Source organism: Stenotrophomonas sp. 2694 (assembly GCF_040548715.1).
GTDB classification, from domain to species: domain Bacteria; phylum Pseudomonadota; class Gammaproteobacteria; order Xanthomonadales; family Xanthomonadaceae; genus Stenotrophomonas; species Stenotrophomonas indicatrix.
In genome coordinates this window covers 551,722-567,995 of the sequence record NZ_JBEPSG010000001.1, presented here as the reverse complement: position 1 = coordinate 567,995, position 16,274 = coordinate 551,722, and the positions used below count along the sequence as shown (strand labels likewise).

The 16,274-nt window shown below is 67.9% G+C and carries 16 protein-coding genes; all 16 read right to left on the bottom strand.

Features of this window, described 5'->3' with window-relative positions:
* Positions 1-67: 67 nt before the first annotated feature.
* Positions 68-1,894: a chemotaxis protein CheA gene (locus ABIA73_RS02600; RefSeq protein ID WP_354275389.1), complete on the bottom strand. Its 1,827-nt coding sequence runs from the start codon at positions 1,892-1,894 to the stop codon at positions 68-70.
* 2 nt (positions 1,895-1,896) lie between these two features.
* Positions 1,897-2,502: a protein phosphatase CheZ gene (locus ABIA73_RS02595; protein ID WP_025878978.1), complete on the bottom strand. Its 606-nt coding sequence runs from the start codon at positions 2,500-2,502 to the stop codon at positions 1,897-1,899.
* On the bottom strand, positions 2,502-2,894 hold the full coding sequence (cheY, locus tag ABIA73_RS02590; RefSeq protein WP_005413247.1) for a chemotaxis response regulator CheY: 393 nt from the start codon (positions 2,892-2,894) through the stop codon (positions 2,502-2,504). Before cheY ends, ABIA73_RS02595 begins: the two co-directional genes overlap by 1 nt.
* A 19-nt stretch (positions 2,895-2,913) precedes the next feature.
* Complete coding sequence (locus tag ABIA73_RS02585) at positions 2,914-3,657, bottom strand: RNA polymerase sigma factor FliA (RefSeq protein ID WP_025878979.1); 744 nt, start codon at positions 3,655-3,657, stop codon at positions 2,914-2,916.
* Positions 3,654-4,541, bottom strand: coding sequence for a MinD/ParA family ATP-binding protein (locus tag ABIA73_RS02580; RefSeq protein ID WP_025878980.1), 888 nt, complete (start codon positions 4,539-4,541; stop codon positions 3,654-3,656). The genes ABIA73_RS02585 and ABIA73_RS02580 overlap by 4 nt, the downstream gene beginning before the upstream one ends.
* The gene (flhF, locus tag ABIA73_RS02575; RefSeq protein ID WP_354275388.1) at positions 4,528-6,153 is read right to left on the bottom strand and encodes a flagellar biosynthesis GTPase FlhF; all 1,626 of its coding nucleotides are present in this window, start codon (positions 6,151-6,153) and stop codon (positions 4,528-4,530) included. The genes ABIA73_RS02580 and flhF overlap by 14 nt, the downstream gene beginning before the upstream one ends.
* A 145-nt stretch (positions 6,154-6,298) precedes the next feature.
* Positions 6,299-8,401, bottom strand: coding sequence for a flagellar biosynthesis protein FlhA (gene flhA, locus ABIA73_RS02570; RefSeq protein WP_032974843.1), 2,103 nt, complete (start codon positions 8,399-8,401; stop codon positions 6,299-6,301).
* Complete coding sequence (gene flhB / locus ABIA73_RS02565) at positions 8,398-9,528, bottom strand: flagellar biosynthesis protein FlhB (RefSeq protein ID WP_033831035.1); 1,131 nt, start codon at positions 9,526-9,528, stop codon at positions 8,398-8,400. The genes flhA and flhB overlap by 4 nt, the downstream gene beginning before the upstream one ends.
* A gap of 166 nt (positions 9,529-9,694) precedes the next feature.
* Positions 9,695-11,824, bottom strand: a complete 2,130-nt coding sequence (locus ABIA73_RS02560; protein ID WP_354275387.1) for a putative bifunctional diguanylate cyclase/phosphodiesterase — start codon at positions 11,822-11,824, stop codon at positions 9,695-9,697.
* A 161-nt stretch (positions 11,825-11,985) separates the two neighbouring features.
* Positions 11,986-12,777, bottom strand: coding sequence for a flagellar biosynthetic protein FliR (gene fliR, locus ABIA73_RS02555; RefSeq protein ID WP_032974840.1), 792 nt, complete (start codon positions 12,775-12,777; stop codon positions 11,986-11,988).
* A gap of 16 nt (positions 12,778-12,793) precedes the next feature.
* Entirely contained in the window at positions 12,794-13,063 is a 270-nt protein-coding gene (locus ABIA73_RS02550) for a flagellar biosynthetic protein FliQ (RefSeq protein WP_005413254.1), read from the bottom strand.
* A 109-nt stretch (positions 13,064-13,172) separates the two neighbouring features.
* Positions 13,173-13,952, bottom strand: coding sequence for a flagellar type III secretion system pore protein FliP (gene fliP / locus ABIA73_RS02545; RefSeq protein ID WP_025878986.1), 780 nt, complete (start codon positions 13,950-13,952; stop codon positions 13,173-13,175).
* A gap of 1 nt (position 13,953) precedes the next feature.
* Positions 13,954-14,358: a flagellar biosynthetic protein FliO gene (gene fliO, locus ABIA73_RS02540; protein ID WP_033831039.1), complete on the bottom strand. Its 405-nt coding sequence runs from the start codon at positions 14,356-14,358 to the stop codon at positions 13,954-13,956.
* Positions 14,355-14,690 (bottom strand): flagellar motor switch protein FliN, encoded by a 336-nt coding sequence (fliN, locus tag ABIA73_RS02535; protein ID WP_025878988.1) that lies wholly within the window; start codon positions 14,688-14,690, stop codon positions 14,355-14,357. Before fliN ends, fliO begins: the two co-directional genes overlap by 4 nt.
* Complete coding sequence (gene fliM, locus ABIA73_RS02530) at positions 14,687-15,691, bottom strand: flagellar motor switch protein FliM (protein ID WP_025878989.1); 1,005 nt, start codon at positions 15,689-15,691, stop codon at positions 14,687-14,689. Before fliM ends, fliN begins: the two co-directional genes overlap by 4 nt.
* 10 nt (positions 15,692-15,701) lie before the next feature.
* Positions 15,702-16,217, bottom strand: coding sequence for a flagellar basal body-associated FliL family protein (locus tag ABIA73_RS02525; protein WP_025878990.1), 516 nt, complete (start codon positions 16,215-16,217; stop codon positions 15,702-15,704).
* Positions 16,218-16,274 lie beyond the last annotated feature (57 nt).

Sequence of the window (16,274 nt, the reverse complement as noted above, 5' to 3'; positions counted from 1 at the left end):
GCCGGGCATGGCCCGGCGCTACCCTGCGGGGCCGTTTCCGGTAGCGCCGGGCCATGCCCGGCGGGCTTCAGCGCAGCCCGTCCACGTCCAGGATCAGCGCCATGCGACCATCGCCGATCAGAGTTGCACCGGCATAACCACGCAGGCCGCGCAGGGCCTTGGGTAGTGGCTTGATGACCACTTCCTCACGCCCGCGCACCTGGTCCACCACCAGCCCGAAGCGTGCTTCACCGGCCTGCAGCACGACGATGGTCAGCAGGGGCGAGGTGGCCGGCGTCACATCCAGCCATTGCCGCAGGTCGACCAGCGCCAGCGTGTGCGAGCGGCGGTCGAGCACGGCGCGGCCGTCGAACCAGCCCAACGAGGTGCGCGGCGCATGCAGCACTTCCATCACACGGGCCAGCGGCAGTGCGTAGACGTCTTCGCCGGCCTGCACCAGCAGGGTCGGCAGGATCGCCAGGGTCAGCGGTACGCGGATCATGAAACGGCTGCCGCGGCCCAGTTCCGACTGGATCTGGATCTGCCCGCTCAGCTCGCGGATGCGCGACTGCACCACGTCCATGCCGACGCCGCGGCCGGAAATGTCGGTGACCTGCTGCTTGGTCGAGAACCCTGGCAGGAACACCAGGTGCAGGCATTCCTCGCTGCTCAGGCGGGCGGCGGCTTCCGGATCGATCAGGCCCTTCTCACGCGCCTTGGCGCGCAGTTTTTCCGGATCGATGCCGGCGCCATCGTCCTGCACTTCGATGCTGACGTAGTCGCCTTCCTGCTGTGCCGACAGGCGCACGTGGCCCATCCGCGGCTTGCCCTGCGCTTCGCGCAGGTCAGGCATTTCCACGCCATGGTCGATGGCGTTGCGGACCAGGTGCACCAGCGGGTCGGCCAGCGCTTCGACCAGGTTGCGGTCGAGCTCGGTTTCGGCGCCGATCAGTTCCAGGTCCACTTCCTTCTTCAGCGAACGCGCGACGTCGCGCGCCACCTTCGGGAAGCGCGAGAACACCTTGCCGACCGGCTGCATACGGGTGCGCATCACCGCCGACTGCAGGCGCGCGGTGGCGATATCCAGCGTGGACACGGCGCGGTCCAGCTCTTCATCGCGCAGGCGCGCGCGCAGCGTCTTCAACCGGTTTCGTGACAGCACCAGTTCGCCGATCAGGTTGACGATGGCATCCAGGCGCTTGGTGTCCACGCGCACGGTGTGTTCGGCTTCGGCGACAGGCTTGTTGGGTGCGGGCTTGGCAGCGGGCGGGGCCGGCGAGGGCGCCGGTCGCGGTGCCGGTACCGCAACAGCCGCTGCGGTGGTGTTGCTGCCCGGGGCGGCGCCGCCATGCAGCTGGTCGAGCAATGCCTCGAACTCGTCCTCGCTGATCATGTCGTCGGCCTTCTTCGCCGCCGCCACGGTTGTCGGCGCCTTGCCGCCATGCAGCTGGTCGAGCAGGGCCTCGAATTCATCGTCGGTGATCAGGTCGCCACCGCCCGCACCCGGCGTCGCGGCCGCAGGCGCGGCAGCGCCGCCGCCATGCACGTCGAACTGGGCGACCAGTTCGGGCGGGGCAAAGCCCGGCTCGGTGCCCGAAGACACCGCGTCAAGCATCGACTGCAGGTAGTCCAGTGACTGCTGGGCGGCATCGAAGTGATGCGCCTGCAGGACGGCCTGGCCGGCGCGTGCGGCGCCCAGCGCTTCCTCGGCGGCGTGGCACAGCTCGACCATTGCGGTGATGCCGAGGAAACCTGCGCCGCCCTTCAGCGTGTGGTAGCCACGGAACACCGCGTTGAGCTGTTCATTGTCCTGCGGTGCCTGTTCCAGCGACACCAGCTGTTCGCCGAGGCGATCCAGGATCTCCTGGGCCTCGATGATGAAATCGGCAGTGATGTCGTCGGCTACTGCGCCCATGGTTACAGCCCCAGATCCGACAACAGGTCGTCGGCGTCGTTCTGCGAGACCGCATGGCGGTCCAGTCCCTTCAGTGCCGGCCCAGCCAGTTCCGGATCGGTGCGATGCTGTTCCGGCGGCAGACCGAGCGCGCCGAAGCCTTCGTGCACGCGGCGGACGATGCCCACCACGCGACGGATGATCTGCCCGGTCAGGTCCTGGTAGCTCTGGGTCAGGGCGATCTCGGTGAGGTTGTGGCGGATGCGGTCGAGCTGCACGTCCTGGCCCGGCTGCAGGCCGTCGGCGCGCAGCTGTTCGGTCAGGCTGCGGCACTCTTCGGCCAGGTCCAGGGTGCGGTGGGTGGCCTGTTCGGTCATCGCCACCACGTGGTCCAGGCGCGCGCAGGCATCGTCCAGCTCGCCGGCTTCATCGGGCACGGTCGGCAGTTCGCCCAGCGCCTGGCCCAGCTCGCGGGCCAGCCGCGAAAGGCCGCTCATCATCGGCTGGGTGCGCAGCGCGACCAGGCCGTCGATGCGCTGGCGCCATGCCGCCTCGTCGCCGGATTCCAGTGCATCCAGGGCTTCCTGCAGGCGCAGGGCGAGGGCGCTCTTGTCGACCGTGGTATCCATCAAGCGCTGGCCGCCAGGCGTTCGAAGATCTTGCCGAGCTTCTCTTCCAGCGTCTGTGCGGTGAACGGCTTGATGATGTAACCGTTCACGCCGTTCTGCGCCGCTTCGATGATCTGCTCGCGCTTGGCTTCGGCAGTCACCATCAGCACCGGCAGGGTCTTCAGCTTGGCATCGGCACGGATGGCCTTGAGCAGTTCGATGCCGGTCATCACCGGCATGTTCCAGTCGGTGACCACGAAGTCGAACGGCTGGCTCTGCAGCAGCGACAGCGCGGCATGCCCGTCCTCGGCTTCGGCGGTATTGGTGAAGCCCAGATCGCCCAGCAGGTTCTTGACGATACGACGCATGGTCGAGAAATCGTCGACGATCAGGATGCGCATGTTCTTGTTCAAAGCAGAGTTCCTTTGTTGATCAGCTCTCGAGGCCGGCGTCGGCCGCCTCGAAAATCTTCAGTCGGCCACGCAGGCGCAGGACCGCCTGGCCGTGGATCTGGCAGACCCGCGACTCGCTCACGCCGAGCACTGCGCCGATCTCTTTCAGGTTCAGTTCCTGCTCGTAGTAGAGCGACAGCACCAGCTGTTCGCGCTCGGGCAGGTGGCCGATGGCATTGCCCAGCTCGCGGCCGAACTCGCCACGTTCCAGTACCTGCTGCGGGGTCGGGCCGCCCTGGGCGACGGTGTCCAGCTCGCCCTGGTCTTCAATGCGCGACTCCAGGCTCAGTACCTGGCCGCGCGAGGCGTCCTCCATCAGGCGCAGGTACTCGGGCAGCGGCATCTCCATCGCGGCGGCCACCTCGGTGGCACTGGCGGCGCGGCCGGTGCTCTGCTCCAGGCGGCGGATGGTGGCCGCAGCGTCACGTGCACGGCGGTGCACCGAACGCGGTACCCAGTCGCCACGACGGATCTCATCGATCATCGAACCGCGGATGCGGATCGAAGCGTAGGTCTCGAACGAGGCACCCTGGTCGGCGTCGTAGCTGCGCGAGGCTTCGATCAGGCCCATCATGCCGGCCTGGATCAGGTCGTCCACCTCAACGCTGGCCGGCAGGCGTGCGGCCAGATGGTGGGCGATGCGCCGCACCAGGTCCGAGTGCTGGGCGATGACCTCGTTGGCCGCCGTGCGCTGGACCTCTCTGTACTGGGCGGCGCCTTTCATGCGGCCACCCCACGCTGCTTGATGATGCGTTCGAGGAAGAACTCGACGCCACCGCGCGGCTCGGTCGGTGCCTGCCAGCGGGCGGTGCGGCGGGCGATCTCAGTGATCGCCAGTGCCGACGGGCTGGACGGATAGGCCTTCACCACCGGCTGCTGGCGCTGCACCGACAGGCGCAGCCAGTCGTCCTGCGGCACGCAGCCCAGGTAGTTCAGCGAGACGTCGGCGAGGAATTTCTCGCAGACGCGGGTCAGCTTCTCGTACAGCACGCGGCCTTCGTTGGGGTCGCGCACCATGTTGGCCACCACCTGGATGCGGTCCACGCCACGTTCGCGCGACAGCACCTTGATCAGCGCATAGGCGTCGGTGATCGAGGCCGGTTCATCACAGACCACCACCACGGTGTCCTGCGCGGCCTGGCAGAAGGTCAGCACGCCATCGGTGATGCCGGCGGCGGTGTCCACCACCATGATGTCCAGCTCGCGCTCCAGTTCGGAGAACACGTTGACCAGGCCCACATGCTCGGCCGGGGCCAGCTCGGCCATGTGCCGGCGGCCCGACGCAGCCGGTACCACCAGCACGCCGTTCGGGCCTTCGATGATCACGTCATCCAGGCTGCAGCGGCCAGCGACCAGGTCGGCCAGGGTGTTGGTGGGGCTCAGGCCCAGGATCACGTCGATGTTGGCCAGGCCCAAGTCGGCGTCCAGCAACAGGGTGCGTTTGCCCATTCCCGCAAGCGCCACGGCCAGGTTGGCCGATACGTTGGTCTTGCCGACGCCGCCCTTGCCGCCGGTCACGGCAATCGTGCGCACAGGGCCGAGCGGCTCGCTGCGGGTCGCCGTCAGCGGGAAGGTGGTGGTCAGCTTGGCGTACTCACGCGACGGCATGGTTCAACTCCGGGTTGCAGGGCATATCGGCCGCGCGGCGCAAATCTTCAAGGCGAAGTACAAGATTGGCCGCACTGGCCCGGTGCAGGTCGTCCGGGACGTCCTGGCCATCGGTCACCCAGGTGATCGGCAGCTTGTGGTCCACCGCCACCGACAGGGCGTTGCCGAAGCGGCCGGTCTCGTCCAGCTTGCTCAGCACCAGGCCCTGCAGGTTGGCCGCGCCGAAGCGGCGGACCACCTCGTCCATGTCGCCGAAGCTGGTGTTGGCCGGCAGTACCAGCAGGGTGCGGACCTGGCGGGCGGCGCGCAGCCACTGCAGCTGGGCGGCCAGCGCACGGTCGCGCGGGCCCAGGCCGGCGGTGTCGATCAGCACCAGCTTGTAGTCCTTCAGGCGTTCCAGCAGCTGGTCCAGGTCGGTGCCGCTGTTGGCCTCGTGCACGGCGATGCCGAGCTGGCGGCCGTAGCCGTACAGCTGTTCGCGGGCGCCGATGCGCATCGTATCGGTGGTGACCAGGGCGACGTCGCGGGCGGCATGGGCTTCGGCGAAGCGCGAGGCCAGCTTGGCGATGGTGGTGGTCTTGCCGGCGCCGGTCGGGCCGACCAGGGCGATCACGCCGCCTTCCTCCATCGGATCGACCGGGGCGATCGGCAGCTTGCGCGAGATCAGCCCCAGCATCAGGCCGCGGCCGCGATGCGCTTCGGTTTCCAGCGGGATCTGCATGGCCACGTCGCGGGCGATGCCGGCATCGAAGCCGTACTCGTCCATCAGGTCCAGTGCCGTAGCGCGCACCGGACTGCCGCGCAGGCGCTCGTCGGTGAAGCGGTTCATCTCGCGCTCGATCACCTGGCGCATGCCGGCCACTTCCTGGCGCAGGTGGCGGATCTCGGCGTCATCGGCGACCAGGGTCAGCGCGGGTGCTGGCGCCAGCGCCGGCATCGGTGCCGGTGCAGCCTCGGTCGGCTGCACGGCAACCTGCGCGTGTGAGGCTTGGTCTTCGGGTGCCGTGGTGGCCTGGAGGGCAACCGGCAACGGCGGCGGCGTCACTGCCGGCATCTGCGCGCTGTCTTCCAGCGGCGGGTCGATCTGGAAGCGGGCGCGGTTCACCGGCGCGGCTGCCGCAGGCGAGGGTGAGGGCGCCACGATGGCGTCGGCGAACGGGGCGAAGATCTGTTCCGGCAGCGTCGATTCATTGACGGCGGCGCGCGCCAGGGTGGCGGCGAAGCCGGTGCTGCCACGTGTCGGCACGATCTCGTCGGCGCTGTCCAGGGTGCGGCCGGTAGCGCCGACGGCGGCGCGGGCGAGGGCGGCGACGGCCGAGGTGGTGGCGGCCACCGGCTCCGGTGCCGGGGTGCCGCTGCGACGGCGGGTGACCGCGGCGATCACTGCGTCGGCGGCGCTGCGCGGCTTCGGCGCGGGCGGCGGTGCCACGTCGCGGCGCGACGCTTCCAGGGCGCGCTGCACGGCGCTCTCATCGTAGTTGGCGGCGGCCACGATCTCGATGCCTTCCTCGATCCGGCGGTTGGACAGGATCACGGCATCAGGACCATGTTCCTTGCGCACCAGGTTCATGGCCGAGCGCATGTCGGCGGCGACGAATCGTTTGATTTTCATGCTGTGGTCACGGGACGAAGTCGGCGGAGTGGCGGTCGGAGAACGCGGATGGTCGGTGGTCTGCACGGTTCGGGTTCCCCTTGGAATCTGTCTGTTGCGGGTGTTTGAAAGTGGTGTCTGTTTTCTGGCGCGTTGCAGGGCGGCGTCAGCTGATCGTTCCGACCAGCTTCAGGCGCTTGTCCTCCGGCACCTCGCTGTACGCCAGGACCGACAGCGACGGAACGCTGTGGCGGACCAGGCGGGCCAGCGCGGCTCGCACCGGGCCAGGTACCAGCACCACCGCGGGCTCGTTGCGGGCTTCCTGCTTGCTGACACATTCGGCCAGGCTCTGGTGCAGTCGCTCAGCGAGTCCGGGTTCCAGCGCGGCGCCGTTGCCCTGCGTGGACTCCTGCAAGACACGTTCCAATTGCGGGTTGAGGGTGAACACCGGCAGCTCCGCCGACATTCCGGCGATCTCCTGCACGATGAAGCGGCCCAGTGCGGTGCGCACGGCGGCGGTCAGCGTGGCCGGGTCCTGGCTGTGCGGGGCGTGTTCGACCAGTGCTTCGGCGATCTTGCGCAGCTGGCGGATCGGAATGCGCTCGACCAGCAGGTTCTGCAGCACGCGCACCACCGCCGACAGCGGCAGCGCCTTCGGCGTCAGATCTTCGACGAGCTTGGGCGCGCTCTTGGCCAGGTTGGCCAGCAGGTGCTGCACTTCCTCGTGGCCGAGCAGTTCCGGTGCGTGCTCGCGGATCAGGTGCGAAAGGTGGGTGGCCACCACCGTGGCCGGGTCGACCACGGTATAGCCCAGGGTTTCGGCCTGGGCGCGCTGGTGTGGCTGGATCCAGGTCGCGTCCAGTCCGAAGGCAGGGTCCTTGCCGGCGATGCCTTCCAGCGGACCGAGGGCACTGCCCGGGTCCAGCGCCAGTTCGCGGTCGGGATGGATCTCGGCAGTGGCCACCGGCACGCCATGCACCAGTACCCGGTAGCCGTTGGCCGGCAGTTCCAGGTTGTCGCGGATGTGGACCGAGGGAATCAGGAAGCCGACGTCCTGGGTCAGCTTGCGGCGCACGCCCTTGATGCGCGGCATCAGCTCGCCGCCCTGGTTGCTGTCCACCAGCGAAATCAATCGATAGCCCACTTCCAGGCCCAGCGGATCGACCGGGCGCAGCTCGTCCCAGCTCAGTTCCGCGGTGGGTGCGGGGGCCGCGGGGCGGCCCAGTGCGTTCAGTGCGTTGGCGTCGCCTGCAGCGGTGTCGGCCTGCGCCGGCACCAGGCCCTTGCGGTACACCTTCCAGGCGATGAAGCCGAGGATGGCCGCCAGCGTCAGGAAAGCGACGTTGGGCATGCCCGGCACCAGGCCGACCACGCCGAGGATGCCGGCGGTGATGGCCAGCGCACGGTACTGGCCAAACACCTGGCCGGTCATCGCCTGCGCCATGTCCTGCGAGCGCGAGGCACGGGTAACCAGCATCGCCACCGCGCTGGAGACCAGCAGCGCCGGCAGCTGCGCCACCAGGCCGTCACCGATCGACAGCAGGGTATAGGTGGCGGCGGCATCGCCGAACGGCATGCCATGCTGCAGCACGCCCACGGCCAGGCCGCCCAGCATGTTGATGAACAGGATCAGGATGCCGGCGATCGCGTCGCCGCGGATGAACTTGCTGGCACCGTCCATCGCACCGTAGAAGTCGGCTTCCTCGCGTACTTCCTCGCGGCGCAGCTTGGCTTCCTCGCGCGTCAGCAAACCGGCGTTGAGGTCGGCGTCGATCGCCATCTGCTTGCCGGGCATGGCGTCAAGGATGAAGCGCGCGGTCACTTCCGAGACGCGGCCGGCGCCTTTGGTGATGACCACGAAATTGATGATGGTCAGGATCGCGAACACCACGATGCCGACGGCGTAGTTGCCGCCGATCACGAACTCACCGAATGCGGCGATCACCTTGCCGGCCGCTTCGTGGCCGTTCTGGCCGTTGAGCAGGATCACGCGGGTGGAGGCCACGTTCAGCGCCAGCCGCAGCATGGTGGTGATCAGCAGCACGATCGGGAAGATGGTGAAGTCCAGCGGGCGCTTCACGTAGACCACCGCCAGCAGCACCATCAGCGAGATGGCGATGTTGAAGGTGAACAGTGCGTCGAGCACCGGCGCGGCCAGCGGCACCACGACCATGGCCAGCAGGGCCAGCACGATCAGCGGCGCGCCAAGGCCCTGTCGGATCATTTCAAGCGCGCGGCGGGTATTGAAGCTGGATGCCTGGGCGCTCATGGACGGCCCCCGTTGCCGAACTCATCAACCTGGATGTGCGGCGTGGACGGCATCGGGCCGGTCCGCCAGCTGCGCAGCTGGTAGACGTAAGAGAGGACCTGGGCGACGGCTGAATACAGTCTCACGGGGATTTCCTTGCCGAGTTGGCCTTCCCGATACAAGGCGCGTGCCAAAGGCGGGGCAGAGACGATGGCGACCTTGTTGCCGTCGGCCACTTCACGGATGCGCAGGGCGGTTTCATCCACGCCCAGGGCGACCACGGTGGGGGCATTCATGGCCCCGCCTTCGTACTTCAGGGCCACCGCGTAGTGGGTGGGGTTGACCACCACCACGTCGGCAGTGGGGACCGCCTCCATCATCCGGCGGTTGGCCATCTGCTGCTGCAGCTGGCGGATGCGGCCCTTCACTTCCGGGCTGCCTTCGCTTTCCTTCATCTCCCGGCGCAGCTCCTCGCGGGTCATCTTCAGCTTGCGCATCCAGTTCCAGCGCTGGTACGGCGCGTCGATGGCGGCCAGCACCAGCATCGCCCCGGCGGTGGCCAGCAGCAGCCGCAGGGTGAAGCCCAGTCCGTCGCCGATGGCCGTTTCCAGCGGCTGGTGGATCAGCCCGCGCAGGGTGTTGAAGCTGGTCCAGACCACCATGCCGGCCGCGACGCCGACGAAGGCCACCCGCAGCAGCGACTTGATGAACTCGGCGATGGCTTCGGGGCCGTACAGGCGCTTGAGCCCGCTCATCGGGTTCATGCGGTTGATGTCGGGCATCATCGCCTTGGCCGACCAGCGCAGGCCGCCCATCACCACCGGCGCCAGGAAACTGGCCAGCAGGCAGACCAGCACCAGCGGGGCGATCACCCACATCAGCTGCAGCAGCAGGTCGCCGAAGTGGCCGAACAGCGCCTTCGGGTGCTGGCGCAGGCTCTGTTCGGGGCTGAGCGCATGGCGCATCCAGGCGCTGGCGCCGCTGGCCATCGAGCCGCTCATGGCCATCACCGCGATCACCCCGGCGCCGAACACGGCGGCCGTGCCCAGTTCACGCGAGCGCGGCAGGTTGCCCTGTTCGCGGGCGTCGCGCAGGCGTTTTTCTGTCGGTTGTTCGGTTTTTTCGCCGGCGGATTCGTTCTCGGACATCACAGGCACTGCAGCAGGGGATGCCGGAGTGCGTGCAAGATTCGTTCCGTTACGGGTGCATGTGCCAACCGCAGTTGGCGCCTGCCGGAGCAGGTACCGGTAGCGCCGGGCCATGCCCGGCGAGCGGGCAGCCTGGATCATTGCATCCGCCGGGCATGGCCCGGCGCTACCTCGGGGGCCGGTCCTGCGGGCTCTGCGCCAGTTCCACCCGTGGCCGCGGCAGGTCGTGCAGCTGCATGAAGCGGGCCGCGTCCACTGGCCGGCCCAGCAGGAAGCCCTGCAGGTAGTCGCAGCCCAGCCGTTCCAGGTAGGCGCGCTGCGCGGCGGTCTCCACGCCCTCGGCCACGATGTCCATGTCCAGCGCATGGCCCAGCGCAACGATGGCCGACACGATCACCACGTCTTCGGCGCTGTGTTCCAGGTCGCGCACGAATGCGTGGTCGATCTTGATTTCGGTGGCCGGCAGGCGCTTGAGGTACAGCAGGCTGGAGTAGCCGGTGCCGAAATCATCGATGGAGATGCCCACGCCCAGGGCGGAGAAGCTCTGCAGCAGGCGCAGGCTGGTATCGGTATCGCGCATCACCGTGCTTTCGGTGATCTCCAGCACCAAGTTGCGCGGGGCGATCGCGTAGCGCTCGATCACCTCGCGCACGTCCTGCAGCAGGTGCGGCGAACTGAACTGCACCGGTGACAGGTTCACCGACATCGTCCAGCCTTCGTGGCCGGCATCGTGCCAGTGGCGCAGCTGCTGGCAGGCCTGGTCCAGCGCCCAGCGGCCGATCTCGTTGATCGCGCCACTGCGCTCGGCCAGGCGGATGAAGCGGTCCGGCGGAATCAGGCCCTGTTCCGGATGACGCCAGCGGATGAGCGCTTCGGCACCAGCCACCTTCTGCGTAGCCACGCGGATCTTCGGCTGGTAATGCAGGAACAGCTGCTCGCTGCCGATCGCGCGGCGCAGGTCGGCCAGTAGGCGGAACTGCTGCTCGGCGCTGTCGTTCATCCAGTCGGCGAACAGCACGAACGCATTGCGGCCCGACTCCTTGGCCTGGTACATCGCTGCATCGGCGAAGGCCATCAGCTGGCGTTCGCTGGCGGCATGGTCGGGGCAGATCGCGATGCCGATGCTGGCGCTCACCTGCAGCTCGTGGTCCGGCAGCAGCGGGCCGCTGCCCACCGCCTGCAGGATGCGCCGGGCCAGGGTCGGCAGGTCCTCGTCCTGTTCGATGCGCACCACCAGCACGAATTCGTCGCCGCCCAGCCGTGCCAGCATGTCGTGCGGCCGCAGCAGCTGGCGGGTGCGTTCTGCCACGGCCACCAGCAGCGCATCGCCGGCCTGGTGGCCATAGGCATCGTTGACCTGCTTGAAGCCATCCAGGTCCATGAACATCACCGCGAAGCGGCTGCCGCCCTGTTCGGCCTCGGCCAGCGCCTGCAGGATGCGCCGCTGCAGCAGCAGCCGGTTCGGCAGGCGGGTGAGCGGGTCGTGCAGCGCGGCCTGGGTCAGTTCCTGCTGGGCGTCGGTCAACGAGGTGCTGAGCAGCGAATTGCGCAGGCGCAACAGCTGCGCCTCCACCCGCTGGTCCAGCCAGGACACCACCAGCACCACCGCCAGGATCGCCACGGTCAGCACCACCACCAGCATCGCCAGCCAGTTGTTCTGCAGGCCATCGCCCACCGCTGCGCCGCAGACGCTGCCCTCGGGGAAACGGGCGGCAGCCATGCCGGTGTAGTGCATGCCGACGATGGCCAGGCCAAGCAGGCCGGCGGCGGCCAGGCGGTCGCCGATGCGGGTGTGCTGTGCGCGCAGGCGGAAGGCCACGTACAAGGCAGTCCACGACGCGGCCACAGCGACCAGCAGCGACAGCAGCAGCCACACCGGCTGGTAGTCGATGCCCGGTTGCATGCGCATCGCGGCCATGCCCACGTAGTGCATGCTGGCGATGCCGCTGCCCATCAGCAGCGCACCGCCGGCCAGGCGAGGATGGGGCAGGGTGCGCAGCGATACCAGCCAGAGCGCGAACACCGACGAGCCGATTGCCAGTGCCAGCGACAGCAGGGTGATGGGCAGGTCGTAGCCCAGTGGAATGGGCAGGTCGAAGGCGAGCATGCCGATGAAGTGCATCGACCAGATGCCCAGCCCCATCGCAAAGCCGCCGCCCAGGCGCCACCACCAGGTCGCGCCCTTGCCGGGCGCGGTGACGGTGCGCCCGGCCATCGCCAGTGCGGTGTAGGACGCCATCACTGCAACCAGCAATGAGGTCGCCACCAGCCACGGGTTGTACGTGCCTACCAGCATTCGTCAGTCTCCCGGACCTGCCTGTCAACGGAAAAACTACGGTGGGGCATGCGCAAGGCGGGCGACCAGAGCCGCCGGTTGCAGCGTCCCCCCGGTCGCTGCGCATTCACTCTAACGCGGGCACCGGGGGGGACGGCAAGCAGCAGAACGTGACGACCACGTCAGCGGGTCACCGCACCGGCCGCCTGGAAGGCAGCATCGAACAGGCGCTGCACCGGCGGCCCCATTTCACCGACCAGCAGGGTCAGCAGGAACAGGCCCAGCAGCAGCGAGACCGGCAGGCCCAGCTGGATCGGATTCAACGCCGGCGCGGCGCGGGCCAGCACGCCGAAGGCCAGGTTGACCGCCAGCATCGCCACGGTCAGCGGGATGGCCAGGGTCAGCGCGCCACGCAGCACGGTCAGCAGGAAGGTCGGGGCGATGCTGAAGAACGCGTGCGGGTCGGGCAGGGGCGCGCCGATGGGCAGGGCGCGGTAGCTGTCCACCACCAGCGAGATCAGCGCCAGGTGGCCGTTGGCGGTGAAGAACAGCAGGCCGAAGAGCAGATAGAACCACTGGCCGATGACACCGGAGGTGCCGCCGCGCAGCGGGTCGCTCATCTGCGCAAACGCCAGGCCGGTGCCCTGGGCGACCAGTTCGCCTGCCATGGCACCAGCCTCGAACACCAGCCGCAGCATGAAACCGATGGCCACGCCGATCGCCAGCTCGCGGGCGATGGTCAGCACGGTAGCGGCGTCGAAGCCGGTCCAGTCCGGTACCGGCGGCAGCAGCGGCGCCAACGCGATGGCCAGGGTACCGGCCAGCATCACCCGCACCCGGCCGGGCACCGCGCGGGTACCGATCATCGGCATTGCCATGGCCACTGCGCCGATGCGCAGCATGGTCCACAGCACGGTGCCGATCATGCCGAAGGCGTTCAGGCCGTCGGCAGCCATCTGGGTGGCGGCGTCCATCTGCGTGCGCGTCCGTCTAGCCGATCAGGTGCGGGATGCGCTGGAACAGCAGCGTGGTGAATTCGACCAGATGGCCGATCAGCAGGCTGCCCAGTGCAAACAACACCGCTGTGAGGGCCGCGGCCTTGGCAACGAAGGCGATGGTCGGCTCGTTGAGCTGGGTCGCCGCCTGCACCACGCCCACCACCACGCCGACCACCAGTACGGTCAGCAGCAGCGGGCCGGCCACCCAGAGCACGGTAATCAGGCCACCACGCAGTTCGGTCAAGGCAAGTTCGGGAGACATCATGGTTCCATCGGTAGCGCCGGGCCATGCCCGGCGGTGGTCAATGCGGCAGCCGGTATTGACCGGCGTCGCCTCTGTAGAGCCGAGCCATGCTCGGCTGACCTTCGGATCAGGCCGGATTGAAGCTGGCCGCCAGCGTGCCGACGGTCAGCACCCAACCATCGACCAGCACGAACAGCAGGATCTTGAACGGCGCAGAGACCAGCATCGGCGACAGCATCATCATGCCCATCGACATCAGCACGCTGGCCACGACCAGGTCGATGATCACGAACGGGATGAAGATCAGGAAGCCGATCTCGAAGGCGGTCTTCAGTTCGCTGGTGACGAACGACGCGACCAGCACCGGGAACGGAATCGCATCAGGGCTGGCGTAGGTGCCGTGACCGGCGATGCCGGCGAAGGTCATCAGGTCGGTCTCGCGGATCTGCGCCAGCATGAAGGCGCGCAGCGGCGTGGTGGTCAGCGTCCAGGCAGTCTGGAAGTCGATCTCGCCATTGAGGTACGGCGCCATGCCGGTGCTCCAGGCCTTGTCCCAGGTCGGCAGCATGATCATCGCGGTGAGGAACAGGGCCAGGCCCAGCAGGACCTGGTTGGAAGGCGTCTGGCCGGTGCCCAGCGCCTGCCGCAGCAGGCCCAGCACGATGATGATGCGGGTGAAGGAGGTCAGCACCAGCAGCATCGACGGGATCAGGGTGATCGCCGTCATCAACAGCAGTGTCTGCAACGGCAGGCTGACCGGCGCACCGCCGATCTTGCCGACGTTGATGTCCGGCAGCGGCGTGGTCGGCGCGCCCGGGGCGGCGAACGCCAACGCAGGCAGCAGGCACAGGGCGATCAGGCTCAGCCACGGCAGCAGGGTGGCAAGACGGGAACGGGTCACACGCATGTCAGGGGTCCTTGCGCAGCCGCTGTTGCAGCAGCTGGGCGAAATTCGGCAGGTTCTTCAGGTCGGGTACGCGTACCGGCGCAGGCGGTGGCAGCGGTTCGGGCAGGGTGTGCAGGGCGTTGATGCCGCCGGCGGTGACGCCCAACAGCAGTTGCTGACCATTGACCTCGACCACCACCACGCGTTCCTTGGCGCCGACATTCAGGCTCGCCACCAGCTTCATGCCCTCGGCCGGGCGGAAGCCGCTGCCGGGCAGGCGCTTGAGCAGCCAGCCCAGGCCGATGACCAGGGCCAGCACTGCCAGCAGGGCCAGCACCGCACCGAACAGGCTCGGTGCGGCCGGCGCATGCTGGCCGATCTGCGGGGCCGTCTTGGCGACGGCCAGAGTGGTGGCGAGCAGGCTCAACGCAGTCTCCGGATCCGCTCGCTCGGGCTGACCACATCGGTCAGGCGCACGCCGAAGCGGTCGTTGATCACCACCACTTCGCCATGGGCGATCAGCGTGCCGTTGACGAACACGTCCAGCGATTCGCCGGCACCCCGTTCCAGCTCAACCACCGAACCCTGGTTGAGCTGCAGCAGGTTGCGGATCGGCAGGCGGGCGCGGCCGACTTCCAGTGACAGCGTCACCGGCACATCGAGGATCACGTCCAGGTTCAAATCCGGGCCGGTCGCTTCATCGGCCTGCAGGTTGCTGAACTGGGCCGGGGTCGGTTCGAGGGCGTCGATATCGTTCATTGCGGGTCTTCCTGGATGACGGGTACGCGCGGACGGGTGCCCGGCGGATGGGTAGCGGTGATCTTTACGGCGTTCATGCCGTTGGCGACGCCGAACTCACCGGTGAACACCGGGATGTTCTCCACGCACAGCGGCACCTGCGGGCTCAGGTCGATCGGCAGGATGTCGCCGACCTTCAGCCGGGTCAGGTCGCGCAGGGTCATGCGCTTGCTGGCCAGTACGCTGGACAGGGTGACTTCGGCCACGTTGAGCTGCTCGCGCAGGGTGCGGCCCCAGCTCTCGTCGCGGTCGTTGCGGTCGCTCTGGATGCCGGCGTCGAGCAGTTCGCGGATCGGCTCCAGCATCGAGTAGGGCAGGGTCACGTGGATGTCACCGCCACCGCCGTCGAGTTCGACATGCAGGCGGCACACCACCACGTATTCGCGCGGCGTCACGATGTTGGCGAAGTGCGGGTTGATCTCCGAGTTGATGTACTCGAATTCCACGTCCATCACCGGTGCCCACGCTTCACGCAGGTCGGCGAAGGTCTGCTTCAGCAGCAGGTGGATCACCCGCATTTCGGTGGCGGTGAACTCGCGGCCTTCGATACGCGTCGGGTAGCGCCCGTCGCCGCCGAAGAAGTTGTCGACGATGGCGAACACCAGGGTCGGTTCGAACACGATCAGGCCGGTACCGCGCAGTGGCTTGAAGCGGATCAGGTTCAGGTTGGTCGGCACATACAGCGAGTGCATGTAGTCGTTGAACTTGATCAGCTCGATGCCGCGCACGGACAGTTCGGCCGAACGCCGGATCAGGTTGAACAGGCCGATCCGCCACAGGCGCGCAAAGCGCTCGTGGACCATTTCCAGGGTCGGCATGCGACCGCGGATGATGCGGTCCTGGCTGGCAAAATCGTAGGAGCGTGCTTCGCCACTGGGGGCGTCCGGCTCGGTTTCGACCGCGCCACTGTCCACGCCATGCAACAGGGCATCGATCTCATCCTGGGACAGCAGGTCATTCATCGGGGAGCCCTTACTGGGTCACGAAGCTGGTGAACAGCAGGTCGTCGGCACCGTTGCTGCCGGTCTCGGCCTTCAGCACCTTCTGCACTTCGGCCAGCGAATCGGCCTGCAGCTTCTGCTTGCCGGCGATGTCGGCGATCTGCTGCGGGCTGACCTGCGAGAACAGCATCAGCAGGCGCGCGCGGATGGCCGGGGCATGGGTCTTGATCGCTTCCAGCGCGGCCGGATCGCGGGTCATCAGCTGCACTTCCACCTGCAGGTAGCGCGGGCCGTCGATCGAGCCGTTGAGGTTGACCACGAATGCCGGTTCCAGCGCGAAGTACTGGGCCGGGGCCGGGGTGGTGGTCTTCTTCGGCGCCTGCGCGGTCTTGTCTTCGTGCTTGGACTGGGTGAAGAACCAGACGCCGCCACCGGCGGCACCGGCGGCCAGTACGGCGACCAGGGCGGTGATCAGGATCGGACTGCGCGGCTTGGCGGTCTTGTCCTTGTCGGCGGTCTTCTTGGTTTTGTCAGCGGCTGCGGCCACGGGGTGAAGCTCCTGAGGGTTGCTTCACCGGGATATGCAAGGGGTGTGCCGGAGCGG